The organism is Phytobacter sp. V91 (genome assembly GCF_965644225.1).
Classification (GTDB): domain Bacteria; phylum Pseudomonadota; class Gammaproteobacteria; order Enterobacterales; family Enterobacteriaceae; genus CBFFRJ01.
On record NZ_CBFFRJ010000071.1, the window covers coordinates 1 to 26,336 of the forward strand.

Annotated in this window: 25 protein-coding genes, 1 pseudogene and 1 other annotated feature; of the genes and pseudogenes, 9 read left to right on the forward strand and 17 right to left on the reverse strand. The window is 54.3% G+C overall.

Features of this window, described 5'->3' with window-relative positions; all coding sequences use genetic code 11:
- Nucleotides 1-73: 73 nt before the first annotated feature.
- The 4 genes and pseudogenes from ACSZO4_RS15090 to ACSZO4_RS15105 all read left to right on the forward strand — a co-directional run.
- Nucleotides 74-241, forward strand: a pseudogene (locus ACSZO4_RS15090) (family 1 glycosylhydrolase); the annotation flags it as partial.
- A 6-nt stretch (nt 242-247) separates the two neighbouring features.
- Nucleotides 248-550, forward strand: coding sequence for a PTS lactose/cellobiose transporter subunit IIA (locus ACSZO4_RS15095; RefSeq protein ID WP_437889869.1), 303 nt, complete (start codon nt 248-250; stop codon nt 548-550).
- Nucleotides 551-697: 147 nt separating this feature from the next.
- On the forward strand, nt 698-2,077 hold the full coding sequence (locus ACSZO4_RS15100; protein ID WP_437889870.1) for a carbohydrate porin: 1,380 nt from the start codon (nt 698-700) through the stop codon (nt 2,075-2,077).
- A gap of 103 nt (nt 2,078-2,180) precedes the next feature.
- On the forward strand, nt 2,181-3,086 hold the full coding sequence (locus ACSZO4_RS15105) for an EamA family transporter (protein ID WP_437889871.1): 906 nt from the start codon (nt 2,181-2,183) through the stop codon (nt 3,084-3,086).
- An 80-nt stretch (nt 3,087-3,166) separates the two neighbouring features.
- Here the strand turns inward: ACSZO4_RS15105 and nepI are convergent, their stop codons facing one another.
- From nepI to ivbL, 5 genes are all read right to left on the reverse strand, one after another.
- Nucleotides 3,167-4,348: a purine ribonucleoside efflux pump NepI gene (nepI, locus tag ACSZO4_RS15110; RefSeq protein ID WP_437889872.1), complete on the reverse strand. Its 1,182-nt coding sequence runs from the start codon at nt 4,346-4,348 to the stop codon at nt 3,167-3,169.
- A gap of 107 nt (nt 4,349-4,455) precedes the next feature.
- Nucleotides 4,456-4,908 carry a DUF1198 domain-containing protein gene (locus ACSZO4_RS15115; RefSeq protein ID WP_437889873.1) on the reverse strand — a complete coding sequence of 151 codons (453 nt, stop codon included), beginning with the start codon at nt 4,906-4,908 and terminating at the stop codon, nt 4,456-4,458.
- Nucleotides 4,909-5,087: 179 nt separating this feature from the next.
- Nucleotides 5,088-5,378, reverse strand: coding sequence for an acetolactate synthase small subunit (ilvN, locus tag ACSZO4_RS15120; RefSeq protein ID WP_437889874.1), 291 nt, complete (start codon nt 5,376-5,378; stop codon nt 5,088-5,090).
- 3 nt (nt 5,379-5,381) lie between these two features.
- The gene (ilvB, locus tag ACSZO4_RS15125; protein WP_437889875.1) at nt 5,382-7,067 is read right to left on the reverse strand and encodes an acetolactate synthase large subunit; all 1,686 of its coding nucleotides are present in this window, start codon (nt 7,065-7,067) and stop codon (nt 5,382-5,384) included.
- Nucleotides 7,068-7,170: 103 nt separating this feature from the next.
- Nucleotides 7,171-7,269: an ilvB operon leader peptide IvbL gene (gene ivbL / locus ACSZO4_RS15130; protein ID WP_437889876.1), complete on the reverse strand. Its 99-nt coding sequence runs from the start codon at nt 7,267-7,269 to the stop codon at nt 7,171-7,173.
- A 198-nt stretch (nt 7,270-7,467) separates the two neighbouring features.
- On the opposite strand from ivbL, the gene ACSZO4_RS15135 reads away from it, so the two are divergent.
- Together ACSZO4_RS15135 and emrD are read left to right on the forward strand one after the other, a co-directional pair.
- The gene (locus ACSZO4_RS15135; RefSeq protein WP_437889877.1) at nt 7,468-8,301 is read left to right on the forward strand and encodes an EamA family transporter; all 834 of its coding nucleotides are present in this window, start codon (nt 7,468-7,470) and stop codon (nt 8,299-8,301) included.
- Between the two features lie 174 nt (nt 8,302-8,475).
- Entirely contained in the window at nt 8,476-9,660 is a 1,185-nt protein-coding gene (emrD, locus tag ACSZO4_RS15140; protein WP_437889878.1) for a multidrug efflux MFS transporter EmrD, read from the forward strand.
- Here emrD and ACSZO4_RS15145 read toward each other — a convergent pair.
- Nucleotides 9,563-10,651 (reverse strand): cellulase family glycosylhydrolase, encoded by a 1,089-nt coding sequence (locus ACSZO4_RS15145; RefSeq protein ID WP_437889879.1) that lies wholly within the window; start codon nt 10,649-10,651, stop codon nt 9,563-9,565. The genes emrD and ACSZO4_RS15145 overlap by 98 nt on opposite strands.
- Nucleotides 10,652-10,845: 194 nt before the next feature.
- Here ACSZO4_RS15145 and dsdA point away from each other — a divergent pair, with 194 nt between their 5' ends.
- A complete protein-coding gene (gene dsdA, locus ACSZO4_RS15150; protein WP_437889893.1) occupies nt 10,846-12,177 on the forward strand; it encodes a D-serine ammonia-lyase in 1,332 nt (443 codons plus the stop codon).
- Nucleotide 12,178: 1 nt separating this feature from the next.
- Here dsdA and ACSZO4_RS15155 read toward each other — a convergent pair whose 3' ends face one another.
- From ACSZO4_RS15155 to ibpA, 5 genes are all read right to left on the reverse strand, one after another.
- Nucleotides 12,179-12,529, reverse strand: coding sequence for a DUF202 domain-containing protein (locus ACSZO4_RS15155; protein WP_437889880.1), 351 nt, complete (start codon nt 12,527-12,529; stop codon nt 12,179-12,181).
- Nucleotides 12,519-12,866: a YidH family protein gene (locus tag ACSZO4_RS15160; RefSeq protein ID WP_437889881.1), complete on the reverse strand. Its 348-nt coding sequence runs from the start codon at nt 12,864-12,866 to the stop codon at nt 12,519-12,521. Before ACSZO4_RS15160 ends, ACSZO4_RS15155 begins: the two co-directional genes overlap by 11 nt.
- Nucleotides 12,867-12,974: 108 nt before the next feature.
- Nucleotides 12,975-14,636, reverse strand: coding sequence for a putative transporter (locus ACSZO4_RS15165; RefSeq protein WP_437889882.1), 1,662 nt, complete (start codon nt 14,634-14,636; stop codon nt 12,975-12,977).
- 176 nt (nt 14,637-14,812) lie between these two features.
- Complete coding sequence (gene ibpB, locus ACSZO4_RS15170; RefSeq protein ID WP_437889883.1) at nt 14,813-15,241, reverse strand: small heat shock chaperone IbpB; 429 nt, start codon at nt 15,239-15,241, stop codon at nt 14,813-14,815.
- A gap of 101 nt (nt 15,242-15,342) precedes the next feature.
- On the reverse strand, nt 15,343-15,756 hold the full coding sequence (gene ibpA, locus ACSZO4_RS15175) for a small heat shock chaperone IbpA (protein ID WP_437889884.1): 414 nt from the start codon (nt 15,754-15,756) through the stop codon (nt 15,343-15,345).
- Nucleotides 15,750-15,825, reverse strand: a sequence feature (ROSE (Repression Of Heat Shock gene Expression) occurs in the 5'-region of heat shock genes and acts as an RNA thermometer to modulate expression.). It overlaps the preceding gene by 7 nt.
- 238 nt (nt 15,826-16,063) lie before the next feature.
- Here ibpA and ACSZO4_RS15180 point away from each other — a divergent pair.
- Nucleotides 16,064-16,396: a YceK/YidQ family lipoprotein gene (locus tag ACSZO4_RS15180; RefSeq protein ID WP_437889885.1), complete on the forward strand. Its 333-nt coding sequence runs from the start codon at nt 16,064-16,066 to the stop codon at nt 16,394-16,396.
- 1 nt (nt 16,397) lies between these two features.
- Here the strand turns inward: ACSZO4_RS15180 and ACSZO4_RS15185 are convergent, their stop codons facing one another.
- Nucleotides 16,398-17,624 (reverse strand): DUF3748 domain-containing protein, encoded by a 1,227-nt coding sequence (locus tag ACSZO4_RS15185; protein WP_437889886.1) that lies wholly within the window; start codon nt 17,622-17,624, stop codon nt 16,398-16,400.
- A gap of 134 nt (nt 17,625-17,758) precedes the next feature.
- On the opposite strand from ACSZO4_RS15185, the gene ACSZO4_RS15190 reads away from it, so the two are divergent.
- Nucleotides 17,759-18,844, forward strand: coding sequence for an FAD-binding protein (locus tag ACSZO4_RS15190; protein ID WP_437889887.1), 1,086 nt, complete (start codon nt 17,759-17,761; stop codon nt 18,842-18,844).
- 21 nt (nt 18,845-18,865) lie between these two features.
- Here the strand turns inward: ACSZO4_RS15190 and yidA are convergent, their stop codons facing one another.
- The 5 genes from yidA to dnaA all read right to left on the reverse strand — a co-directional run bounded on the left by yidA (nt 18,866) and on the right by dnaA (nt 25,877).
- Nucleotides 18,866-19,678 carry a sugar-phosphatase gene (yidA, locus tag ACSZO4_RS15195; protein ID WP_437889888.1) on the reverse strand — a complete coding sequence of 271 codons (813 nt, stop codon included), beginning with the start codon at nt 19,676-19,678 and terminating at the stop codon, nt 18,866-18,868.
- A 166-nt stretch (nt 19,679-19,844) separates the two neighbouring features.
- Nucleotides 19,845-22,256 (reverse strand): DNA topoisomerase (ATP-hydrolyzing) subunit B, encoded by a 2,412-nt coding sequence (gene gyrB, locus ACSZO4_RS15200; protein ID WP_437889889.1) that lies wholly within the window; start codon nt 22,254-22,256, stop codon nt 19,845-19,847.
- Between the two features lie 28 nt (nt 22,257-22,284).
- Nucleotides 22,285-23,358, reverse strand: a complete 1,074-nt coding sequence (gene recF, locus ACSZO4_RS15205; RefSeq protein ID WP_437889890.1) for a DNA replication/repair protein RecF — start codon at nt 23,356-23,358, stop codon at nt 22,285-22,287.
- A complete protein-coding gene (dnaN, locus tag ACSZO4_RS15210) occupies nt 23,358-24,458 on the reverse strand; it encodes a DNA polymerase III subunit beta (protein ID WP_437889891.1) in 1,101 nt (366 codons plus the stop codon). The genes recF and dnaN overlap by 1 nt, the downstream gene beginning before the upstream one ends.
- 18 nt (nt 24,459-24,476) lie before the next feature.
- Nucleotides 24,477-25,877, reverse strand: coding sequence for a chromosomal replication initiator protein DnaA (dnaA, locus tag ACSZO4_RS15215; RefSeq protein WP_437889892.1), 1,401 nt, complete (start codon nt 25,875-25,877; stop codon nt 24,477-24,479).
- Between the last annotated feature and the right edge of the window lie 459 nt (nt 25,878-26,336).

Consider the following 26,336-nt stretch of genomic DNA (forward strand, 5'->3'; position numbering starts at 1 on the left):
TGCGGGCATCGTGAAAAATCTATGGCAAAGAAAGCCTTATGTTCTCATAACTGACGATTAAATCGCACCTTCCCTTGGCTATCATATGTGGACGTTTATTGATAACTGGTCATGGTGTAATGCCTATAAAAATCGCTACGGCTTTGTTCAGTTAGATTTAGAAACCCAACAACGTACCATTAAGAAAAGTGGTGAGTGGTTTACCCGCACCGCTGGCAATAATGGTTTTGATGAAGAGTAAAAGATTATGGTCGCATTAGAAGAAGCGGTAATGGAAATTATCGTTAACGCCGGTCAGTCCCGCAGCCTGTGCTTTGAAGCGCTCCGCGAGGCCCGACTGGGTAACTTTACGGAAGCCAAAAATCTGCTGCGCGAAGCCGACGGTTATTCCCGTCAGGCACATCAGATGCAGACCAAATTAATTGAACAGGATGCCGGAGAAGGCCGCCAGCCTATGACATTAATTATGGTACATGCGCAGGATCACTTAATGACGTCATTACTTGCGCGTGAATTATCGGAGGAGATTATTCATCTTTATCAGCGTTAATAGTGGAGAAGTGATTACGGTAAATTAGTTTAATCTGTACCCAAATTAAAAATAACAAAATCAGCTTGTTTTGATAAAGGCATGTTGTTCTGTCACATCAGGACAGGATGGTTATTGTCTGAAAACAACAAACTTACTGAGATAATTATGAAATTAAATAATAAACTTCCAGTGGCACTGGCAGTTGCAGCAGCCCTTTGCTCTGGTTCGGTGATAGCACAAGAATTTACTCAGGAACAAATTGACGCCATCGTCGCAAAAGCGGTGGATAAAGCCCTGGCGGAGCGCCAGGCCAAAATGGATGCCGCCATTAACAAGAAAGCGGATGTCATTACTGAGCCGCAAAGCACCGCGCAAACGCCGGATCTGGCGATCCCCTACGGCGTGAAGTTTAGCGGCTACGCCCGCTACGGTGCCCATTTCCAGGGCGCTGACCAGAAATACGTCGGCGTCGACGGCTCCTATAACGGCTCCTCTGCTATTGGTCGTCTGGGTAACGAAGGTAACGGCGGCGAATTCCAGCTCTCTAAAGCGTTTAAAAGTTCACATGGCGCAATCTGGGACGTCAACGTGATGTTTGACCACTGGGGCGATGAAGTTAACCTGAAAAAAGCCTATGCGGGCGTCACCAACCTGCTGGAATCCAATCCGAACGCCTATTTCTGGGCGGGTCGTGACTTCCACCAGCGTCCGCAACAGGGCATCAACGACTACTTCTGGATGACCCATGACGGCCAGGGCGCCGGGGTGAAAAACTTCGATATCGGCGGCGTACAGTTTGACGTGGCCACCGTGGCATCCGTGGCATCCTGTAACCCGGAAGTGGAAGACGATGGCGGCAACCCGTCGCGCATTACCTGTACCGGGGGCTCTAACGTCGGCGATAAAGGCAACTACGCGTTAACCTCAAAAATCCATGGTATGAAAGTCGGGCCATTGGATCTGGAGATTTACGCGAACTATGGCTTTGATTCAAAAGCGATTGAGAGTGACGATCGTCTGAAAGCCTGGCAGGGCGGCGTGGTGCTGAGCCATACCAACGACAGCGGCGTGAACAAAGTTATCGCCCGTTACTCCGACAACTCCGATAACAGCGTTTATAACAAAACGGACGATCTGAACACGATTTATGCCAGCTTCGAAGGGCTGCACAAGTTTAGTCGCCAGATGCAGGTGGAATACCTGCTCGCCTTCCACGATTACGACAACAGTGCGGATAAGTCCGACAATCGTAAGAACTACAACGCCATCGTGCGCCCGATGTACTGGTGGAACGATGTTCATTCAACCTGGCTCGAACTGGGCTGGCAGAAAGTGGCCTACGAGAAAGGCGGTGATAACGACGGCTGGAAAGCAACCCTGTCGCAGAACATCTCCATCGACATGGGACCGGAGTTCCGCCCAATGCTCCGCTTCTACGTGACCGGCGGCGAAGTGGACAACAAACACACCGCACGGGTTAACGGCACCGAGGATACCACCCTGGATTCGTTCAACGTCGGCGCAATGTGGGAAGCCTGGTTCTAAGTGTAAATTTCCGCGGTAGCACGGACGCTGCCTGCGGAAACCAATTTGCTTATGCTATGATGCGCGGCTTAATAATAAGCAATCAGCATGGCAGGAATGGAGAATGGGTTCCACGAAAAAAGGGATGCTTTACGTACTGGCGGCCGCCATATTATGGGGGAGTTCAGGCGTATGCGCGCAGTACATCATGGAGAGAAGTCATATCGATGCCCCGTGGCTAACCATGGTACGTCTGTTGTCGGGTGGCGCGGTACTGCTCATCCTCTCGTTTTTTAACGGTGATAAAATTTTCTCGGTCCTGAAAAACCGTAAAGACACCCTGAGCCTGTTGTTTTTCTCGCTGTTTGGCGCACTGATCGTACAGCTGACTTTCCTGGTCACTATCGAAAAATCCAATGCGGCAACCGCCACCGTGCTGCAATTTCTGTCGCCGACCATTATCGTGATGTGGTTTGCGCTGGCGCGCAAAACAAAGCCTAGCCTGCCGGTGACCGCCGCCATTGCCACCTCACTGCTCGGCACTTTCCTGCTGGTGACCCACGGTAATCCAACTTCGTTGTCGGTCTCCACGGAAGCCTTGATTTGGGGCATTGCCTCGGCCTTTTCCGCGGCACTTTACACCACTTATCCCTCAGCGCTGATTGCCCGTTACGGTACGCTGCCCGTCGTCGGATGGAGTATGTTTCTGGCAGGTCTGATGCTGACGCCGTTTTATGCCGGGAAGGGGAATGATTTTGTTATCGACGGCAACCTGATAATGGCGTTCCTCTATCTGGTGATGATTGGCACCGCGCTAACCTTTAGTCTGTATCTGAAAGGCGCCCAGATGATCGGCGGATCACGCGCCAGCATTCTGAGCTGCGCAGAACCCCTGAGCAGCGCTCTGCTGTCGGTTGCCCTGCTGGGCATCGCCTTCACCCTGCCAGACTGGCTGGGCACATTGCTGATTGTCTCCTCGGTGCTGTTGATTTCACTCGATTCTAAAAAACGCGTTCAGGTTACAGCCTGAGGGATCCCACAACAAAATACGAGCGCGGACGGTTCCCTCACCCTCGAGGGTGAGGGGGAACATGCGGCTCTGATGGTCGGTCACTTCACCTTCACTTTACTCGCCACCAGCAGCGCGGTGAGCAACATGAGTCCGCCCGCCAGCACCAGCGGTGACAGAAGACCAAGATTATCGAGCGCATAACCACCAACAGCCGCGCCGCAGGTATTGGCAAGCTGAATAACGGCCACCTGAATCGACCCGGCTTTTTCTGCCTGATCGGCAAGGGAGCGGGTGATCCAGGTTGACCAGCCCACCGGAACCAACGCAAAGGCCAGCCCCCAGATAATCGCAATTCCTGCCGCCACAACCTTATCGCTCCCCCACAAAATCAGGATCAGAGCACTGATTGCCAGCACCAGAGGGGCACCGGCCAGCGCCAGTTTGACCGAGCGTTTTAAGATATGCGATGAGAATGAGGTGCCGACAAAGCTGGCAATACCGAAACTCAGCAGCACCAGCGTCAGACCATCAACATCAAAACCGGCCATATTCATATAGACCGGGCGAATATAGGTGAAGAAGGAGAACTGCCCGGCGAAGGCCATAAAGATGGCGATCATCCCTGCCAGCACGCCAGGGCGTTTAAGCAGACCGAACATATTCTGATGATGTTCCGTTTGCCCCGGCATCGACGGCAGCGCCTTCCACACCCAGCCAATACACAAAATCCCCATCAGCGCCGCCCCGTTAAAGACATGACGCCAGCCGATAATGCCGCCGAGGAAACTGCCCAATGGGGCGGCAATCACCAGTGCGATGGAAACAGCGCCAAAAATAACTGACAGCGCTTTCGGGATAGTACGCGCGGGGACCAGACGCAGGGTCAACGAAGCGGACATTGCCCAAAAGCCGCCCAGCGCCAGCCCCAGAAGGGCGCGCCCAAGCAGCAACAGCGAAAAGTTACTGGCGAATGAGACCAGCAGGCAGGAGAGGGTCAGCAACACCGAAAATGCTATCACCACATAACGGCGATCGGTTTTACCAATGATATTGGTGATAAACAGGCTGGCAAACATGGCGACAAACGCTGTGACGGTTACCGACTGCCCGGCAACGCCTTCAGAAATACCCAGCTCCTGCGCCATCGGCGTCAGCAGGCTGACTGGTAAAAATTCGACGGTAATCAGACACGCCACACAAAAGGCCACGGCAAAAACCGCCGACCAGTTGGGCCGGGTGACGCTGTTATAAATAGGCTGCGCGCCCGGTGTCTCAATCATTTTTGTTACCTGCCATGGTTTTTGCGTGAAAGTCGCGCAGTGTAACAAAAAAATATGTGATTTATTTAACAGTTTGGCAACTTTTTTGCACTGCGCCTGCGGGGGAGTCAGTGCAGCCAGTGCACGCCTTCTTCGGGGATAAACAGCGTGTTATAACGCATCTGAAAAGCGTTAAGTTCAGCGGCATCCGGTTCCAGTTCGCGCAGAAATCCCAGCGCCAGACGAATCTGTGCATCGGTAATGGGCGTGGCCAGGCGCGCTTTTTGTAAGATCCGGTGCCAGTATTGCAGGTTGCGCTCACTCCCATCCACAATAAACACTTCCCAGATAAACAGTACCTGAGCCGCATTTTGCAGATGCGCTTCATCCGGGCGCGCTAAGTAGTTGATAAACTCGTTACCTGCCGTTTTTCCCATCTGATCAATCATGGTTTCCACCGGTACCGGCGTTATCGACAATCGCTCACTGAGACGGCGTACAGCCCTGCGCGGTTCAGAGGTTAATACTCTGAATCCAATGATAAAAACGGCAACCAGCGTCGCAAGTGTCAACCAGATCATGAAAACTCCCATCACATCTCAGGAGGCACATCATAAAAGCAAATCTGCCCAAAAGGACAGTCCTGGTATCAGGTTACTGATTTTATTGCCGCAAGGGATCACGCTGATGGCTGATTTTACTGCACACCAGCAGCTAAAAAACCCGGCCAGGCCGGGCGAAATCCAATGCTTTTGCGAGGTTACTCGAAGAATACCGCCAGTTTGTTAAACATACCCGGCGAGGACTGGTTGCGTACCACCTGCACCACATCCTCCAGCTTTTCAATCTGGCTAATCATCTGTTGCAGACGTTGGTCGTCATTGACCAGCAGCCAGATACGGCTCTGCTCGCTCTCTTTGATTGGCAGGCAGAGAATACCTTCGACGTTGAACGCACGACGGGCAAACAGGCCGCAAACGTGGGTCATGACACCCGGGTGGTTGCGTACGGTGAGTTCAAGAATAACGTTGTCAGAAGTTGTCTGTTGCATGGTTTACTCTCCCACCATCTCTGTATTGGCCGCACCTGGCGGCACCATCGGGTACACTTTTTCGTTAGCGTCGATACGCACATGGATCAGCGCCGGACCAGGACGTGAAATCATGGCCTGCAATGCCGCCTGCGGATCGGCTTGCGCATTCAGGTCGCAACTTTGCAGGCCAAAACCGGCGGCAATTTGCATAAAGTTGATCGTCCCCGGATAAGTTGCCGAAAAGACACCCTGCTGGTAGAACAGGCTCTGCTGTTGATGAACCAGCCCCAGGGCTTCGTTGTTCAACAGGATGATTTTCACATCCAGATTGTTTTCAGCAGCGGTGGCCATTTCCTGAATATTCATCATCAGGCTACCGTCGCCAGTGAAGCAGATCACTTTACGCGTCGGGTTAGCCAGCGCCGCGCCAATTGCCGCAGGCAGGCCAAAGCCCATGGTGCCCAGACCACCGGAAGTCAGCCACTGGCGTGGACGGTTAAGCGGATAGGCCTGCGCGGTCCACATCTGGTGCTGGCCGACGTCGGTTGTGACAATCGCTTCATCATCAACACAGGCGGCAACGGCATTAATCAACCCGTAGTGGCTCAGCGGATCGCAAGCCTGAGGAATGGCTGACGGGAATTCCTGTTGCAGCTGGCTGACGGTATCGCGCCACGCTTCGCGCGACTGCGCGTCAATCTGTGGCAACAGCTGAGCCACTACCTCACCCACATCGCCCTGAATAGCGATATGCGGTTGCTTGATTTTACCGAACTCAGCGCGGTCGATATCCACATGAATAATCTTGGCATTCGGGCAGAACTGCTCGGTTTTGCCAATCGCCCGGTCATCAAAACGCGCCCCCATAACAATCAACAAATCAGACTCTTGCAGAATAAAGTTGGTGCTGCGGGCGCCGTGCATACCCAGCATCCCCAGTGACAACGGGTGCGCTTTTGGCATGATACCCAGCGCCATCAACGTCATCGTCGTTGGCAGGTTGGCTTTTTCAGCCAGCGCACGCACGGCTTGCGGGGAGTTGATAACGCCGCCGCCGAGGTACAGTACCGGGCGCTTTGCCGCGTTAATCATCGCCGCCGCATCCTGAATGCTTTGCGGGTCAAATTCTGGGGCAGGCGCTTTCTCACCTGGCTCTGGCAGTTCGCTCAGTTCAATGGTCGCGGTCTGCACATCTTTAGGAATATCTATCCACACCGGGCCTGGACGGCCGGATTGCGCAATGCGAAACGCGTCACTGACTACCTGCGGCAACTCGCGGATGTCGCGTACCAGATAGTTGTGTTTGGTGATGGGGATAGAAATACCGTAAGTGTCCACTTCCTGGAAAGCATCGGTCCCAATCATTGAGGCGGGTACCTGACCCGTAATACAAATCAGCGGAATAGAGTCGAGACGTGCATCGGCGATGGCGGTAACCAGGTTGGTGGCGCCGGGGCCGCTACAGGCAATGCAGACGCCCGGTTTGCCCTGGGTTCGCGCCATGCCCTGAGCGATAAATCCTGCGCCCTGCTCGTGACGAGCCAGGACATGGCGGATTTGCGTGCTCTGACTTAACGCATCATATAAAGGGAGAACCGTACCGCCAGGGATCCCCGCAACGGTGGTAATCCCCTGACGTTCCAGTAAATGAACGATCAGCTGCGCGCCGGTATAGCGTGTTGTTGATGTTGTGCCCGAACTTGCCATGCTCCAGTCCTTTTCTTCTGAGCCGACTTTCCGGGCGGTTAAAACTAAAAACCCCGCCCGGTTTGCGCCGGCGGGGTTTTGGAATCGTGTGTTGTTCCAGTCCCTACGGCGCGTTGCCGACGACCACCACCACACGCACGACGACCACCGCGGCGTTGTGCGCGGTTTTTAGTAGGTTCATCGTCATAATGGAAGCGTTCATTTAGGAACTCGTGTCTGAAATTATTAACAGGATTTATACAACCACAGGAAACCTTTTTGAACAACCGGTTTTTATGGCTCAGAGAAAAACTGCGTTATCGATCACATTAACCCGCCCGTGCCCGTCACCGGTTCACCACTGGTTTTTCGCGCCCACCACGTGTTACATTTTTATGACGCACACCTTATACCCTTCATTATGACCATCACCGTTTTTTGTATTTTGCTGTTCGCCGCGCTGCTGCATGCAAGCTGGAATGCCATTGTCAAAGCAGGGAGCGACAAGCTCTATTCCGCCATCAGCGTCAGCGGAACCGCAGCGGCGATGGCGCTGGTGATGTTGCCTTTCTCACCCCAACCCGCTCTTGCCAGCGTGCCATATTTAGCCGTCTCCTGTGCGTTGCAGGTGGTTTACACCGTGCTGGTCGCCAGAACCTATCAGGTGTCGGATATGAGCCAGACTTATCCGCTAATGCGCGGTATGGCACCGCTGTTGGTGGCGATGGTGAGCGTGATTTTTCTCGGCGATTCCCTCTCTTCGCTGGCGTGGGCGGGCATTGGGGTTATCTGCCTTTCTATTCTTGCTATGGCTTTTAACGTTCAGAGCCGCTCGCGGCAAGGGATCTGGCTGGCATTGCTCAACGCCTGTTTTATTGCTGGCTATACGCTGGTCGACGGTACCGGCGTGCGCCTGTCAGGCACCGCCCTGGGCTATACGCTCTGGACCTTCTTCCTGAACGGTTTTTGCCTGCTGCTCTGGGCAATGTTGATGCGCAGGCAGGAAGTGTCTCGCTATCTGTTAACCCACTGGAAAAAAGGCGTACCGGGCGGTATTGGCACCATGGGCTCCTACGGACTGGCGCTGTGGGCGATGACGCAAGCGCCGCTAGCGGTGGTCGCGGCGCTGCGCGAGACATCCATTCTGTTCGGGGCCTTTATTGCCTTCATCCTGCTCAAAGAAAAGGTCTCAGGTCTGCGCATTCTGGCCGCCATAGGCATTGCGCTGGGGGCGATGTTGCTGCGTCTGTCCTGATCGGGCTGGCAACAAATCTTGCCGGGTATCGTTTATAAAACCTGCCTGTCCTGCACGGCGCTTTATGGCCGTCCTTCTTGTCTTGTCACATTAAACTGGTAGATTCCTCTCGATTTTTCCGGTTACGGCAGAACTCTGTCCTTTAATATCCAAATTTTTCAATGCAATCCACGAATGAAAAGAGAACGTAACGTCAGTTTGCTGCTGATGCTGGTCCTGCTGGTGGCCGTCGGGCAGATGACGCAAACCATTTATATCCCGGCGATTGCCGGTATGGCGCAGGATCTGAACGTGCGCGAAGGCGCGGTACAGAGCGTGATGGCCGCTTATCTGCTCACCTATGGCGTATCCCAGCTGTTTTATGGCCCGCTGGCAGACCGCGCAGGTCGTCGTCCGGCCATTCTCTTTGGCATGAGTATCTTTATGCTGGCAACTCTGGCGGCGCTGTTTACCCATAGCCTGACGGTGTTGATTATCGCCAGCGCCTTGCAGGGAATGGGCACCGGCGTCGGCGGTGTGATGGCGCGCACTCTGCCGCGCGATCTCTACTCAGGTACGGAATTGCGCCATGCCAACAGCCTGCTGAATATGGGGATCCTGATAAGCCCCTTACTGGCACCCTTGATTGGCGGCCTGCTGACAACAGTGTGGAACTGGCGAGCCTGTTATCTGTTTTTATTGCTGCTCTGCGCGGGCGTTACCTGGAGCATGGCGCGCTGGATGCCGGAAACCCGCCCAGCCGGCACCCTGAACATGAGCTTAATGACGCGCTACAAAACCCTCTTCGGCAACGGCATGTTCAGCGGTTATTTGTTGATGCTGGTGGGCGGACTGGCTGGTATTGCCGTGTTTGAGGCCTGCTCCGGCGTGCTGATGGGGTCCGTACTGGGGCTATCAAGCATGGCGGTCAGCATTCTGTTTATTCTGCCGATCCCCGCCGCCTTTTTCGGCGCCTGGTATGCCGGGCGGCAGAATAAGCGTTTCGTCCCCCTGATGTGGCAGGCGGTGGTCTGCTGCCTGCAGGCCGGGCTGATGATGTGGCTCCCCGGCTGGTTCGGCGTCATCTATCTCTGGACGTTACTCCTGCCTGCGGCGCTTTTTTTCTTCGGCGCGGGGATGCTTTTCCCGCTGGCGACCAGCGGCGCGATGGAGCCGTTCCCCTTTCTTGCAGGTACGGCCGGTGCGCTGGTGGGTGGGATGCAAAACATGGGTTCTGGCGCGCTGGCATGGCTTTCAGCCCAACTGCCGCAAACCAGCCAGTTTAACCTCGGGATGCTGATGACGTTCGCAGGATTGTTGATTCTGTTGAGCTGGCTGCCGCTGGCGCTACGCCAGGGGCAGCATGAACAGACTGTTTAGTATTGCGATGACCCGGGGATGGCTCGGGCTTTTCGCATTCAGGCGCAATCATCCGTTTCAGTAGCGGTTCGGTCGTGGGACGCCAGTCCCCCTCTTCACCATCGTAAAACTGGGTATCACTGTTAATCGCATACGGAATTTGCGCTTTATTCAGCTCGCAAGCCATAAAGGTTGCGAAGGCCAGCTGCGATTCCGCAGATGCATTCTTAATCGTCTCACCCACCGACCAGCCGCCGACCCAACTGGCATGCCCGGTTTTTTGCTGCCAGCGTACCGCCGTATTAATACGCATGCGGATAGCGGCTTTTTCGGCTGCCGTCCCTGACGTCCACGGATACTTGCCGTTGTTCTTCAGCGGCCCCCAGGGAAAGATGTGCCACTCTGCTAACAGATAGTTTTGACTGTGCGGCGGCAGTTTCAGGCTGTTGAGCTCTTCCGGCGCGGCCCGCATTCGTGGGGCAACAAAAATCATCCGCTGCGTATCGATGTCATGCACCGTACGAACAATATTTTCGTACGTCCGGTTCAGCGTCGGCAGGTCACGGTTAAGTTTATCGGCAGGTTCATAGATCAGATCAAAACCAAGGCGGGGATGCTCACCGGCAAAATAACTGGCGAGCGTCGTCCACCACGCCACCAGCAGCGCTTCGTTTTTAACCCCAGGATCGGCTTTAAAGGCATCCGCCTGATAAGAAATAATGGGTATCAGCCCGTTTTGCTCGCACGCCTCCACCAGTTTGCGCAGATGGATAAGCCGGGCCTCGGTCAGAGAGTCCGCAACCCGGATCCGCACATGACGGATCCCTTTGGCGTAGAAGTCACGCGCAACCAGCGGGTCAAATTCCCGGATGCCGCGATCGGTTCGCGCCCAGTCCACGTCCATACCAGGCCCTAACTCACGGGCATAGCGCGCGGCGGTGAGCGGCGTATCAGCAGCCAGTGCCGGGGTTCCCGCCAGCAACAGAGCAACAGCTAACAGTGGTTTTAACACGATTGACCTTGCCAGAATCAGTGGTGATTACATGTATTTAGCATGCATTGTTGTTTGAGGTGTAGTAGCAAAACGTAATAATTCGCTGCTGCTTATTCAATTGTGAGGATAGCGGTTTAAAAGACGTCTTAATAGTGGCGCTGAGGGTAAAAATCGACGAAGGTAGTGTTTTCCCCTTATCCGTAGCCGATGCCATGAACCACGCCGATATCCAGACGCTTATCGCCAGATCCCCCCTGCTCCGCCAGTTACAAAATTTGCAGGAGACGAGCTGGTTTAATCCACAGACGACCACGCTTGCTGAAGCATTGCCTTATGTTGGGTTGTCGCAGGCGGATGTGGAAGATGCGCATGCGCGGCTGGCGCGATTTGCCCCCTGGCTTAAAGAAGCCTTCCCGGAAACCGCAGCCGCTGGTGGTATTATCGAGTCCGATCTGGTCGCTATCCCGGCCATGCAGCGCCGGCTGGCTGCACAATTTTCGCAACCAATTAGCGGCCGGTTGTGGCTTAAAAAAGACAGCCATCTGCCTATTTCCGGTTCGATTAAAGCCCGGGGCGGTATTTATGAAGTGCTGACCCACGCCGAGAAACTCGCTCTCCAGGCCGGGCTGCTGACTATTGATGATGATTACAGCAGATTACTGTCAACGGAGTGCAGGCAGTTCTTTAGCCAGTACAGCATTGCCGTGGGTTCGACGGGAAATCTGGGGCTATCGATTGGGATTGCCAGCGCCCGCATCGGCTTTAAGGTGACGGTGCATATGTCTGCCGATGCCCGGGAATGGAAAAAAGCCAGACTGCGTAGCCATGGCGTCACGGTGGTGGAGTATGCCGAAGATTACGGCGTGGCGGTAGAACAGGGGCGCAGGGCCGCCGAAGCGGATCCGAACTGCTTTTTTATTGACGATGAAAACTCACGCACCCTGTTTCTCGGTTATGCGGTTGCCGGGCAACGTCTGAAAGCGCAGTTTATTCAACAAGGTATTAGCGTCGATGAAGCGCACCCGCTGTTTGTCTACCTGCCGTGCGGCGTTGGCGGCGGCCCCGGCGGCGTAGCTTTTGGTCTGAAGCTGGCGTTCGGCGATCATGTGCACTGTTTCTTCGCCGAACCGACCCATTCCCCCTGTATGTTGCTGGGGGTTTACACCGGTCTGCACGATGAAATCTCGGTGCAGGAGTTGGGGATCGATAATATTACCGCGGCTGACGGCCTCGCGGTTGGGCGGGCGTCCGGTTTTGTCGGACGGGCAATGCAGCGCCTGCTCGATGGTCTCTACACCCTGGACGATCAGACGATGTATAACCTGCTTGGCATGCTGGCTCAGGAAGAGGATATTTGCCTTGAGCCCTCTGCGCTGGCGGGGATGGCGGGGCCGCAGCGGGTCTGCGCCAGCCAGGAATATCATCAGTTACAGGGACTCACGCCGCAACAGCTGGAGAATGCCACCCACGTTGTCTGGGCGACCGGCGGCGGCATGGTGCCGGAAGCCGAGATGACGCAGTATCTCAGTAAAGGACAGTTGTAGCTTACAGCACGAGCAAAATGTGGCGCAGATGGTTAACCGCAAACAGTAAGGAAAGAGAGAGCACCGCCAGAGCGATCAGCAGTTTGTCACGCACGGCTTTTGGCCTGACAACGTCGTTGCTCTCAACATCCATCAGAGTACGACTGCGCGTATAGCGCCATAACAGCATCGCAACGCCCGCGAGGATGACAATCGAGATCCAGAAGGCCACTCCGGATTGTTGCCAGTTGTGTTTCACCGCAATGGCCAGCAGGGCGCTGTAGCCCAGCAACGTTCGCCACCACGCCAGTGACGTGCGCTCCGGCTGTAGACCGGGGTCTGCTTCGCGCCGGGCTCTGCGGCTATCCTTCATACAACACCAGCCCGATAACCACTGCAGCGACCACCAATAGCACCGCGCTGATGGTCAGCAGGCTGCGGGTATAGGGCAAATCTTCTTTTAAGCGCATCGCTTTTTCGTTTTGCAACCAGCGCAGATAACCGTAAACCGCGAGGCTTCCGGCAAATAAACAGAGCAGCAGCGCCAGCAACTGGCGAATCAAGGGCGTGGCAAATTCCGGCGCGAGTTGATCCAGCCCGACGCCTGCCGCCAGAAAACCCAATGCCGTGCGGATCCAGGCCAGGAAGGTACGCTCATTCGCCAGCGAGAAACGGTAATCCGGCGCCTCTCCCGGCAGGGATGATTTCATGGGGACTCCTCAGCCCGGCAGAGGTGACTGGCCGGGAGACTGAAATGTGTTCGGGGACATGGTGAACACTTTTAGCATCCCTGAGAGCAGGATGCTAATGGTTGTGACCTAACTCATTCCCCAGAACAGCACCGCCAGCAGCTGTGGCGTAATGATGCGCAGGAACATCACCAGCGGATAAACGGTGGCGTAAGAGAGCGCCGCGGCACCGCTGGTGGCATGCAAACCGTTAGCAAAGGCCAGCGCCGGGGGATCGGTCATCGACCCGGCCAGCATGCCGCACAGAGTCAGATAGTTCATCTTGCCAAACAGGCGGGCCAGCACCCCGACGGTAAGCAGCGGGATCGCGGTGATAAAGATGCCGTAGCACATCCAGTAAACCCCATCGCCGTGGGTGAGGGTAGTGATAAAGTCACCACCGGATTTCAGTCCAACGACCGCCAGGAAAAGCACAATCCCTAGCTCACGCAGCGCAAGGTTGGCGCTGGGCGGCATAAACCAGTACAGCTTACCGATACTGCCAATACGCCCAAGGATCAACGCCATAATCAGCGGCCCGCCCGCCAGCCCCAGCTTCAGCGCCACCGGAAAACCAGGAACAAAAACCGGGACTGAGCCTAAAAGCACACCCAGACCAATGCCGATAAAGACCGGCAACATTTGCACCTGCTGGAGCTTATGCTGCGCATTCCCCAGTTCAGACGCCACGGCATCAATGGCGGCCTGACGCCCGACCAGATTGAGGATGTCGCCAAATTGCAGGCTGGAATCGCTGCTGGCCACCAGCTCCACCCCGGCACGGTTCAGGCGGGAAATCACCACGTCATAGCGCTCTTTAAAGTGCAGATCGCGAATACGTTTACCGAGGACTTTTTCGTTGGTCACCACCACGCGCTCTACCCGCAGATCCGTTCCCCGGGTGGAGAGGGAGGTTTCGACCTCCTGACCCATCACCAGTTGCGCGCTATGCAAATCTTTCGGCAACCCCACCAGATGCAGCAAATCCCCCAGCTGGACTAGCGTGCCGGGCGAGGGCACCATCAGCGTCTCCCCCCGTTTCAGGCGCGAGCAAATAATCTTATCGCTGTTGAGGATAGGCACATCCTGAATCGCCATATTGTTCAGATTAGGATTTTCGACGCGAATATTAATGGTTTTGATCAGCGAGCAGCCAGGGCTTGTACCCGCATCATGCCGTTCTGCTTCACTCTCGATGTCGACGCGAAACCCAACCCGCAACAGCCACATGGTGAGCAAGATACCGCAGATACCAAAGGGATAAGCCATCGCATAGCTCATCCCCATCTGGTCGAGGATATTCGTTGGAGTCCCTAAGTCATGCAAAATTTGCTGCCCGGCACCCAGTGCCGGGGTGTTGGTTACCGCACCTGAGAAGATACCGAGGATCACCGGAAGGGGGATATCAAACAGCTTATGCAAAATGGCGGTAACCAGCCCACCGAGGATAACAATCAGAATGGCGAACAGATTAAGACGCAGCCCGGAGACGCGCAGCGAGGCAAAAAATCCCGGCCCGACCTGGATACCAATGGTGTAAACAAAGAGGATAAGGCCGAACTCCTGGACGAAGTGCAGCATCGGACTGCTGAGGGTAATCCCCGCCTGATCGACAAAGTGCCCGACAATAATACCGCCAAACAACACCCCGCCAATCCCGAAACCCACGCCGCGAATTTTGATATTGCCGATCCACAATCCAACAACCGCGACCAGGGCCAATACGCTTACAGTTAACGCTATATCACTCATGATGGATCCTTGTGAATAACATTGTAAACACAAAGGATTCTCGCAGAGCGGTCACTGGATGTATGGGCGATGGCGCACAAAAAGCCCCAAGGCAAAAGCAAAACGGCCACCCGAAGGTGACCGTTTTTGCTGTTTGCGCCCTCTCCAGTGGGAGAGGGACGGGGTGACAACGGCTATTAGCTATTTAACGCCGGACGTTCGCTAATGGCTATGCGTTGCGGCGCGATGGCCTCTGGGGCATTACGGCTCAGATCGATATGCAGCAGCCCGTTGTTGAATGTTGCCCCGGAAACTTCCATATGCTCGGCAAGGGTGAAGCTCAGGGTAAAGGGTTGAATCACCATCCCCTGATGCAACCATTTCTTCTCATCCGCGGGTTTCTCAGGCGTGCCTTTAACCGTCAGACGCGTGCCTTCCAGCTGGATATCCAGCTCCGCCTGGCTAAAACCAGCCAGCGCAAGGGTAATGCGATAATGATTTTCGTCGCCTTTTTCAATGTTGTAAGGCGGGAAAGAGGGTTGCTCAGCGGTGTTTTGCAGGCTGTGAGCCAGTTTGTCAAAACCGATCCACTGACGCAGTAAGGGGGATAAATCGTAGTTACGCATAGTCTGTTTCTCCTTCTTTGAAGCGAGTAAGTTCCTGCAAGCCTTACGGCTCGCATATGCTCCCTGTCGGCGAGCAAATGGGTTCCGGTAAATTCCGGGTCTTAGTTAATCTCGATACGGCGCGGTTTGTTCGCTTCCGGGATAACCCTTTCGAGATCGATATACAGCAGGCCATTCACCAGATTTGCCCCTTTCACATGAATGTTTTCGGCAAGCTGGAATTTGCGCTCGAAGTTACGTTCGGCGATGCCCTGGTACAGATAGGTACGTTCTTTCTGCTCGGCGGCGTGTGCGCCTTTCACAATCAGCAGGTTGTCCTGGGCGGTGATATCCAGTTCGCTTTCCGCAAATCCGGCAACCGCGATGGCGATGCGATAATTGTTTTCGTCTACCAGTTCAACGTTATACGGAGGGTAGCCACCATTACTTTGGCTCTGATTATTTTCCAGCAGGCTGAACAGACGGTCAAAACCAATAGCAGAACGATAAAGCGGGGAAAGATCGAAGTTACGCATAAATAAAAGCTCCTGAAATCAGCGAGATAAAAAATCACCTTCCATAATGGACAGGCCACTGTAGCGCAACACCCTTCCGGCGTGTTTCCGGGCTACTCTCATAAAATTGGGCTGGGAGCACTTTTTTCAAGGTCATTTTCTGACTTTTTTTTGCAGTTTCGCCCGCTTTGCATAGACTGGGATCACAGCACAAAATGCCAAACTGCGAATGCCGCCACAGAGCGGAGCTCGGGGACTGTTCTTTTCTCGCTCAGACAGCTATAAGGCCTGATGCAGTCCTCATACTGCACATAACTATGATTAACTCATGATGAAAAATACTCTGATAGTTTCAGCATTACTCAGCGGGATGGTGTTAGTTAGCGGGTGTTCCAGCGTCATGTCACACACCGGCGGAAAAGAAGGCGTCTACCCCGGAATGAAGGCGAGCTCAACGATGCTGTCAGATGATGACACCAATATCGGTATGAAATCCCTGGTCGCTTTGGATATGCCCTTCACTGCGGTGATGGATACGTTGCTCCTGCCATGGGACATGTTCCGCACCGACAGCTCGATCAAATCGCGGGTGGAAAAAAGCGAGCAGGAAAATCTGGCGACCAACGGCGCGATCCCGCCAGCACCTCTGCCCGCCCCCTGATTTACAGGCCTGTTTCCGTTACCCAGAGCTGACGGAAACCCTCCACCTCTTCCATCCAGGCGATACGCTTCCCGTCCGGCGAAAAGACAATCGCATCGGCCGACGGGACATTAGTGTGATCGGCGGTCAAAAAGGTCACTGCGCCACTCTTCGCATCACAACAGGCAATACGATCCTCCAGCATAAAACCCAGCGCGTTGCCTGATGGATGCCAGCTAAAAGCGGACTGAATACCGCTTGTCGCATGGGTTAGCTGTTGCGGCTCTCCCCCCTCCGGCGAGATAAGCCATAGCTGCACGATGCCTGCATCATCACGCATCAAAAATGCAATCCGGGTGGCCTGTGGATTACTGCGTACCCAATAGCGCGGCACATTGACCAGGCCTGGATACGCTCGCTTATGGGTGAACGTCAGTCGCTGCTGCATAACGCCTTTCGGCGGTGCTGGCAGGCTGGCGGCTGTTCCTTCCAGTGGCGCATCCCCCGGCTGTTTCCAGCCTTGCTCGTTACCCGGTAAGGTGACGATAAACAGCTCAGGAACCTTCTCACCATTTTCCGCAAGCGTATCGCCAATAAAGGCGAGCCTGTCGTTACCCACCCAACCCTCTTCATAGGCACGGTTGATCTCGTCACTGCCGGGAACGGGGTTCGGGGTGGTACGACTGACCAGAACACTCCAGTGGCTCCCGGCATATTCACGCAGGTGCGTTCCTTGCGGCTCAACCGGGCCATAAGGCACTGCTACGCCAACATTACGCAGGTCGCAGCGACTATCCCACTCGTGCATAACATGGTCGTTATAAGTAAAGCTGACGTTTTCACCATTGGGGCTGAAGACATGCACGTGGCTACCGCCACGCAGCGCACCCGGCGTAAAAGGGGCGGTGATATCCAGCGCATCGAGGTTCGTGGTTTTCCCCGATGCCGTGATAACCCCCCGGCGATGATGAAAGTCATAGTGCCAGTCGGCATCAGGGTTTTCCGGGCCATGGATAAAGACATATTTCTCATCATGAGGATGAACGGTCACCACGCCCACATACGCCCCTTCCCGCGCCTGATACAGAACCTCAACGGCCCCCGTCTGAACATTAACGCGCTCAATGGTTTCACCGGTAAAAGAGGCGCCGGATGGACGGACGTCAAACACCAGCCACTGACTGTCGGGTGTCCAGGTATGAATATTGGTGAGTTGGTGATGACGCGATGCGGTGGTGATCTGTTTCATCTACAAAATAACCCTGATGTCATGTTTGGCATCAGGGTATCGTAAGGCAGGGGAATTAGCCTACCCGTTTATCGTCACTTCACCGTCACTTCACCTGAACCCTCTATCTTTCTCGCCAACATCAGGAGGAAGCTATGCAACATTTTGACGTCGCCATCATTGGTCTGGGGCCAGCGGGAGCAGCGCTGGCGCGGCAGTTAGCAGGGAAAAAACGCGTACTCGCGCTGGATAAAAAGCAGCAGCGTGGCACGGGCGGGTTTATGAAACCCTGTGGTGGTTTGCTTGCGCCGGATGCCCAGCGATCCTTTATTCGCGCCGGGATTACGCTCCCCGTACAGGTGATGGCCGATCCGCAGATTTTTAGTGTGCAGACGCTGGATGTGCAGACGGGTATTGAGCGCAACTATCAGCGCAGCTATCTCAATATCGACAGGCATGCCTTTGATTTGTGGATGAAATCGCTGATCCCGGATTCCGTTACCGTTCACCACGATGCCTTGTGCCGGAAAATCTGGCGCGAGAATAGCCTCTGGCATCTTAGCTATGTGGCTGACGGGCAAACCTTTGAGGCCACGGCCACGTATCTTGTCGGCGGCGATGGAGCGAACTCTATGGTGCGACGCCAGCTGTATCCGGATCATGAGATCCGCAAATATGTCGCGCTCCAGCAATGGTTTGCGGACCGTCATCCGTCGCCTTTCTACTCCTGCGTGTTCGACAATCAAACAACCGATTGTTACGCATGGAGTATTTGCAAAGACGGCTATTTTATTTTTGGTGGCGCCTTTGCCATGAAGGAGGGACGAGAGCATTTTGAAGAACTTAAAAATCGCCTGCTGCCTTTCGATTTCCGTTTTGGCGAGCCGGTAAAAAACGAGAAATGTACCGTGCTGTGTCCGTCCCGCTGGCAGGATTTTGTCTGTGGCAAAGACAATGCATTTTTGATTGGCGAGGCGGCAGGGTTTATCAGCGCCAGTTCACTGGAAGGCATTAGCTATGCGCTGGACAGCGCGGAAATCCTGGCGGAGGTGCTGCATGCAGCCCCCGAGAATGCGAATGCGCTATACCGGAGAAAAACCCGGGGATTACGGCTTAAATTGCTGGGAAAAGTGGTGAAAAACCGCTGTCTGACGACACCGTGGATACGCGCTGCAATTATGAAAAGCGGGATAAGTCATATTCCGCTGAACCGCGAAACCGCTATTCAGGCAAGGGCGTAAACACCCATGCCCGAAGCGAACTTAATTCAGTACAAACTTCTCAATGGCGTATGCCACGCCATCTTCCAGATTGGATTTGGTGACGAAGTTTGCCACTGCTTTGACCGAAGGGATGGCGTTATCCATCGCCACGCCCATGCCGGCGTATTCGATCATCGCGATATCATTTTCCTGATCGCCAATTGTCATGATCTCTTCAGGCGCAATACCCAACACATCGGCCAGTGATTTTACGCCTGTGCCTTTGTTGACGCGTTTATCAAGAATTTCCAGGAAGTAAGGCGCGCTTTTCAGCACGGTATATTTCTCTTTCACTTCTGCCGGAATACGGGCAATGGCTTTATCGAGAATTTCCGGCTCATCAATCATCATCACCTTCAGGAACTGGGTGTTCGGATCCATGTTTTCCGGCTCGCAGAAGACCAGCGGAATGGTGGCGACATAAGATTCATGCACCGTGTAATAGCTGATATCGCGGTTGGCGGTATACAGCGTATTACGGTCAAGCGCGTGGAAGTGTGAGCCCACTTCGCGGGACAGTTTTTCCAGGTACAGATAATCGTCAAAACTCAGCGCAGTTTGTGCCACCGTGCTGCCATCGCTGGCGTTCTGTACCAGCGCACCGTTGTAGGTGATGCAGTAATCCCCTTCACGCTCCATATGCAGCTCTTTAACGTAAGCGTGTACACCGGCGTAAGGACGCCCGGTGGTCAGTACGACTTTGACGCCACGTTCACGCGCAGCAGCAATGGCGTTTTTAACGGCAGGAGAGATGGTGTGGTCCGGCAACAACAACGTTCCGTCCATGTCGATTGCGATAAGTTTGATAGCCATGAGATCCCCGGAGTAAATGTTCCAGGCTCATGCTAACGCGATTTAGCTCAAAAAACAGCAAAAGAGTCGGAGGAAAAGGGGCCAGGAATCAGGCAGAAATTCCTCTTTTGCAGACACTAAAAAGCCCGGCGGCGAATGCGACCGGGCTTGTTATTGTCAGGGCTGATTAGATATCGATATTTGCCGCTTTCAGGGCGTTCTCTTCGATAAATGCACGACGGGGTTCAACAGCATCACCCATCAGGGTGGTAAAGAGCTGGTCAGCCGCGATCGCATCTTTCACCGTGACGCGCAGCATACGGCGGCTGTCCGGATCCATGGTCGTCTCCCACAGCTGATCCGGGTTCATTTCACCCAGACCTTTATAACGCTGGATGGAGAGGCCGCGACGTGACTCTTTCACCAGCCAGTCCAGCGCCTGTTCGAAGCTGGCAACCGGTTGTTTACGTTCGCCGCGTTCGATAAAGGCATCGTCTTCGATCAAGCCACGCAGTTTCTCACCCAGGGTGCAGAGACGGCGGTACTCCGCGCCGGTCACAAACTCATGATCCAGCGGATAATCGGTATCCACACCGTGGGTACGTACGCGGATCACCGGCTCAAACTGCTGCCCGGCATTTTGCTGAATGTCGAATTTCCACTGGCTGCCGTGCTGCTCGTTTTCATTGAGCTCAGTGACCAGCGCATTCACCCAGCGGGTTACCGTCTGCCCACTGCTCAGATCGTCTTCGCTCAGGGTCGGTTGATAAACCAGCTCTTTCAGCAGCGAGCGCGGGAAGCGACGCTCCATACGACCAATCATCTTCTGGGTCGCGTTGTATTCAGACACCAGGCGCTCCAGCGGCTCGCCCGCCAGGGCTGGCGCGCTGGCATTGGCGTGCAGTGTTGCACCGTCCAGCGCAATGGAGATCTGGTACTGATCCATGGCCTCATCGTCTTTGATGTACTGCTCTTGCTTGCCTTTTTTCACTTTGTACAGCGGCGGCTGGGCAATATAGACGTGACCACGCTCAACGATTTCCGGCATCTGACGGTAGAAGAAGGTCAGCAGCAGGGTACGGATGTGCGAACCATCGACGTCCGCATCGGTCATGATGATGATGCTGTGATAACGCAATTTGTCCGGGTTGTATTCGTCACGGCCAATACCACAGCCCAGCGCGGTAATCAGGGTCGCCACTTCCTGAGAAGCGAGCATTTTGTCAAAGCGCGCTTTCTCAACGTTGAGAATTTTACCCTTCAGCGGCAAAATCGCCTGGTTTTTACGGTTACGCCCCTGTTTTGCAGAGCCGCCCGCAGAGTCCCCTTCCACCAGGTACAGTTCGGAGTGTGCCGGGTCGCGTTCCTGACAATCCGCCAGTTTGCCCGGCAGGCCAGCTAAGTCCAGAGCGCCTTTACGACGGGTCATTTCACGGGCGCGGCGGGCCGCTTCACGGGCGCGCGCAGCGTCAATAATCTTGCCGACCACGATTTTGGCGTCGGAGGGGTTTTCCAGCAGGTATTCGTTCAGCAGTTCGTTCATCTGCTGTTCAACCGCCGATTTCACCTCAGAGGAGACCAGCTTGTCTTTGGTCTGGGAGGAGAATTTCGGGTCCGGCACTTTAACAGAGACAACGGCAATCAGGCCTTCACGGGCATCATCGCCGGTGGCGCTGACTTTGGCTTTTTTGCTGTAGCCTTCTTTGTCCATATAGGCATTCAGGGTACGGGTCATCGCCGCACGGAAACCAGCAAGGTGAGTACCGCCATCGCGCTGCGGAATGTTGTTGGTAAAGCAGTAGATGTTTTCCTGGAAGCCGTCGTTCCACTGCAACGCCACTTCGACGCCAATGCCGTCTTTTTCGGTGGAGAAGTAGAAGATATTCGGGTGGATCGGCGTTTTGTTCTTGTTGAGATACTCAACAAACGCCTTAATGCCGCCTTCATAATGGAAGTGGTCTTCTTTACCGTCACGCTTGTCACGCAGGCGGATAGAGACGCCGGAGTTCAGGAACGACAGTTCGCGCAGACGTTTTGCCAGAATTTCGTATTCGAACTCGATGACGTTGGTGAAGGTTTCATAGCTCGGCCAGAAACGCACCATGGTACCGGTTTTTTCGGTATCGCCAGTCACGGCCAGCGGCGCCTGCGGCACACCGTGCGCATACATCTGGCGATGCACTTTGTTGTCACGCTGGATAACCAGTTCCAGTTTCTGCGACAGGGCGTTAACCACGGAAACGCCTACACCGTGCAGACCGCCGGAAACTTTATAGGAGTTATCATCGAACTTACCGCCCGCATGCAGCACGGTCATGATGACTTCTGCGGCTGAGACACCCTCTTCCGGGTGAATACCGGTAGGAATACCACGGCCATCATCCTGTACAGAGACAGAGTTATCGCTATGGATGGTGACAACGATGTCTTTACAGTAACCTGCGAGCGCTTCGTCGATAGCGTTATCCACAACCTCAAATACCATGTGGTGCAGACCAGTGCCGTCATCCGTATCGCCGATATACATACCCGGGCGCTTACGTACCGCATCCAGCCCTTTCAGGACTTTGATACTGGAGGAGTCATAAGAATTCGACATCAACGTTTCTCGCTCATTTTGTCTTGGGTTAATCCGTTATTTTACCCTTTTCCACGGTGAACATCTTCGAATTTTTGTCCGACATGTCCACAACGTGGTCAGCGCTTATTGCACTGACGAAAACCTGTGACCGGGAGGCTTTTAAACGGCTGGCCAGCAGCCCGCGCTTCTCATCATCAAGTTCTGAGGCAAAATCATCTATCAGGTACAAACACCGTCGTCCGCTCTCGCGGGTTAAAAACTCCCCCTGTGCCAGACGTAAGGCGCACATCAGGAGCTTTAGCTGCCCACGAGAAAGCGTGTCTTCCACCGGCGCGCCGTCGGCACGAATGCGGAAATCGGCTTTGTGCGGACCATGCGCGGTGTAGGTCAACATACGATCGCGCTCGAAGCCTCTTTCCAGTACCTCGGCGTAATCGGTCTCCTTTTCCCAGCCGCGCTGGAAAGAGAAAGTCAGATTGAATTCGGGTAAAAACTGTTTGCAGGTATCCGTCATATCCGCCGCAATGGCCGCGCTGTATTCGGCACGCCAGTTGCTGATTTGTTCCGCCAGCGGGATAAGTTCTTTGTCCCAGGGACGCAGTTGACCGTAGTGACCAACCTGGCGCAGCGCGGCGTTACGTTGCTTAAGCAGTCGCTTAAGATTACTCCAGGCGGTAAAGAAACCGGCTTCGTTGTGAAAGCATCCCCAGTCAAGGAAGGCTCTTCGGTATTTGGGGCCGCCATTGAGCAACGTAAAGCCTTCTGGCGTGATCAACTGCATCGGCATCAGCAGCGCAAGTTCCGCTACTTTATGGCCGTCAGTACCGTCGATACGTACGGTGCTGTCACCCTGCTTATCTTTGGTCAGGCCGATCGACGTTTCTCGCTCTTCCCCGAGTAAACGCCCGTGCAGCACGAACGACTCTTGCTCGTGGCGAATAACACGACCAATTTGCAAACTGCGAAACGCCCGGCCATGACCGAGCGTATAGATAGCTTCCAGCACGCTGGTTTTGCCACTGCCGTTGGCGCCTACCAGAAAGTTAAAGCCGGGGGAAAGTTGGAGATCCGCGCTTTCAATATTGCGAAAGTCGCGGATCAGCAAGCGGGTGAGCGACATTACAGTCTCATTGGCATAACAACATAAGCCGCAGATTGTGACGCAGCATCTTCAATTTGCACGCTGGAAACGGAATCGGTCAGCATAATGCGTACGTTTTCACACTTCAGCGCGTTCAGTACATCCAGCACGTAGCTGACGTTGAAGCCGATCTCCATTTCAGTCCCCGCGTAGGTGACATCGAGGATCTCTTCCGCTTCTTCCTGTTCCGGGTTGTTGGCGGTGATTTTCAACTGATTTTCACTGACATACAGACGCACGCCACGGAATTTCTCGTTAGAGAGAATGGCTGCGCGGGCAAACGCCTGCTTCAGGATGTCGCAACCGGCATCAAGGTGTTTGTCCGGGTTTTTCGGCAATACGCGGCGATAATCCGGGAAACGACCGTCAACCAGCTTCGAGGTAAAGATAAAATCACCCACGTGGGCACGGATGTTGTTGCTGCCGATCTGCACACGCAGCGGATTCTCACCGCCGTCCAGCATACGCATCAGTTCAATAACGCCTTTACGCGGCACAATAACCGAATGGTTCGGCAGACTCACGCCGACAGGCATAGAGCATACCGCCAGGCGGTGACCATCGGTGGCCACGGTGCGCAGTTCTTCACCTTCGGTTTCGAACAGCATACCGTTTAAATAATACCGCACGTCCTGATGCGCCATCGAGAATTGCGTGGCTTCAATCAGACGCTTCATGGTGGCCTGAGGAAGGGTAAATTCCACTTCGCTCTGCCAGTCGTCGAGATTCGGGAAATCAGCGGCCGGTAAGGTGGAGAGTGAAAAACGGCTGCGTCCGGAACGCACCAGCATGCGCTCACCTTCCAGCTGCACCGCTATTTCAGCGCCTTCAGGCAAACCACGGCAGATATCAAAAAACTTACGCGCCGGGACCGTCGTCGCGCCTGGCTCATGAGCAGCCAGTAAGGTCACCCGGGCGACCATTTCCATTTCAAGATCGGTGCCAGTCAACGACAGGATACCGTCTGCCACCTGAAGCAGCAGATTACCGAGGATTGGCAGCGTCGGACGACCGCCCAGCGGGCCACTGACTTGTTGCAGCGGCTTTAAAAGATGTTCACGTTCAACGGTAAATTTCATAGCGTCACTTTCATCGCATCAGGAAGACAATGTTCTGATTAAATTGGAAAAATCTTCTTTGATATCGTGGCTCTCTTCACGCAGCTGCTCAATTTTACGGCAGGCGTGCAGCACAGTCGTGTGATCACGACCACCAAAGGCATCGCCAATTTCCGGCAAGCTGTGGTTGGTCAGTTCCTTCGCCAGCGCCATCGCCATCTGTCGCGGGCGGGCCACGGAACGGGAGCGGCGCTTGGACAGCAAGTCCGCCACTTTAATTTTGTAGTACTCCGCCACCGTCTTTTGAATATTATCGATAGTGACCAGTTTTTCCTGCAGCGCCAGCAAGTCACGCAGCGCCTCACGCACGAAATCAATGGTGATCGCGCGTCCGGTAAAGTTGGCATTGGCGATAACGCGGTTCAATGCCCCTTCCAGTTCACGCACGTTAGAGCGTAGACGTTTGGCGATAAAGAACGCCACCTCACCCGGCAAACGGATATCGTTCTCGTCTGCTTTTTTCATCAGGATCGCCACGCGGGTTTCCAGTTCAGGCGGCTCGATCGCCACCGTCAGACCCCAACCAAAGCGAGATTTCAGACGATCTTCGACGCCATTGATCTCTTTCGGATAACGATCCGAGGTCAGAATGATCTGTTGGTTGCCTTCAAGCAGGGCGTTAAAGGTGTGGAAAAACTCTTCCTGGGATCGTTCTTTATTGGCAAAGAATTGAATGTCATCGATCAGCAATGCATCGACTGAGCGGTAGTAACGTTTGAACTCTTCAATCGCGTTATTTTGCAGGGCTTTAACCATGTCCTGAACAAAACGCTCCGAGTGCATATAGACGACTTTGGCATTGGGCTTGCGCGCAACAATGCCATTACCTACCGCATGCAGCAGGTGAGTTTTACCCAGACCCGTGCCGCCGTAGAGGAATAAAGGGTTGTAGGCACCGCCGGGGTTATCGGCCACCTGGCGAGCCGCTGCGCGCGCCAGCTGGTTCGACTTACCTTCAACGAAGTTATCGAAGGTATGTTTGACGTTGACGTTGGAGCGGTAGGTAGGCTCTGCCGGCGCTGGCACGTTATCCCAGCCTGGACGCACCGCAGGAGCAACACGCTGCGGCTGTTGTACATATGCCGGTTGTACCGGCGCGGCAACGTGAGCAGGTTCGCGGTGCAGCTGCGCGGCAGGTTTGGTTCCCACTTCAAAACGCAGTTGTGGCACATCCGTTCCGCAGAAATCGTTCAGCAGCCCATTGATATTATTGAGGTATTTATCTCTAACCCAATCGAGTACAAAACGGTTTGGCGCATACAAAGCCAGCGTGTTATCGCTCAGTTCCGCCTGCAATGGGCGGATCCACATGCTGAATTCTGTGGCTGGTAACTCATCCTGCAATCGGGCAAGACATTGCTGCCAAAGCGAAAGTGACACGGCGGACTCCACTCGAACAAAATCGATAAATAAAAGACAGAAACATTAATGATTGTTGACACACGTCGATAAGACCCAACGAGGGTGACGTGCGAACCGCTATCTGCGGTTTTACACTTGATCCTTCAGGCAGCCCTGTTGCTGGCGATGCTCTGCGCGACGAAAAAGGATAGTGTAATTTGCCCGGCGCTGATCCATGGATCGCGATCGGGACCGCGGATCATAGCCTAAACAGCTTCAGAGATCTTGTGTTTCTCACAGATTCTTCACGATTTATCCACAGGGCTTTATGGAACCGGCTAAGTGTAAACGATCCAGGATGGAGTGCGGGACGATTTAACCCGCATATTGGAAAATTTAATGACTAATGCTGATTTATTGCTTAAGGAAGGTGCGATTTAATCGGTGGGGTTCAGTGGAGTCCTTATCTGTATTAGCCTTACCTTAGCTGAGCTGTAT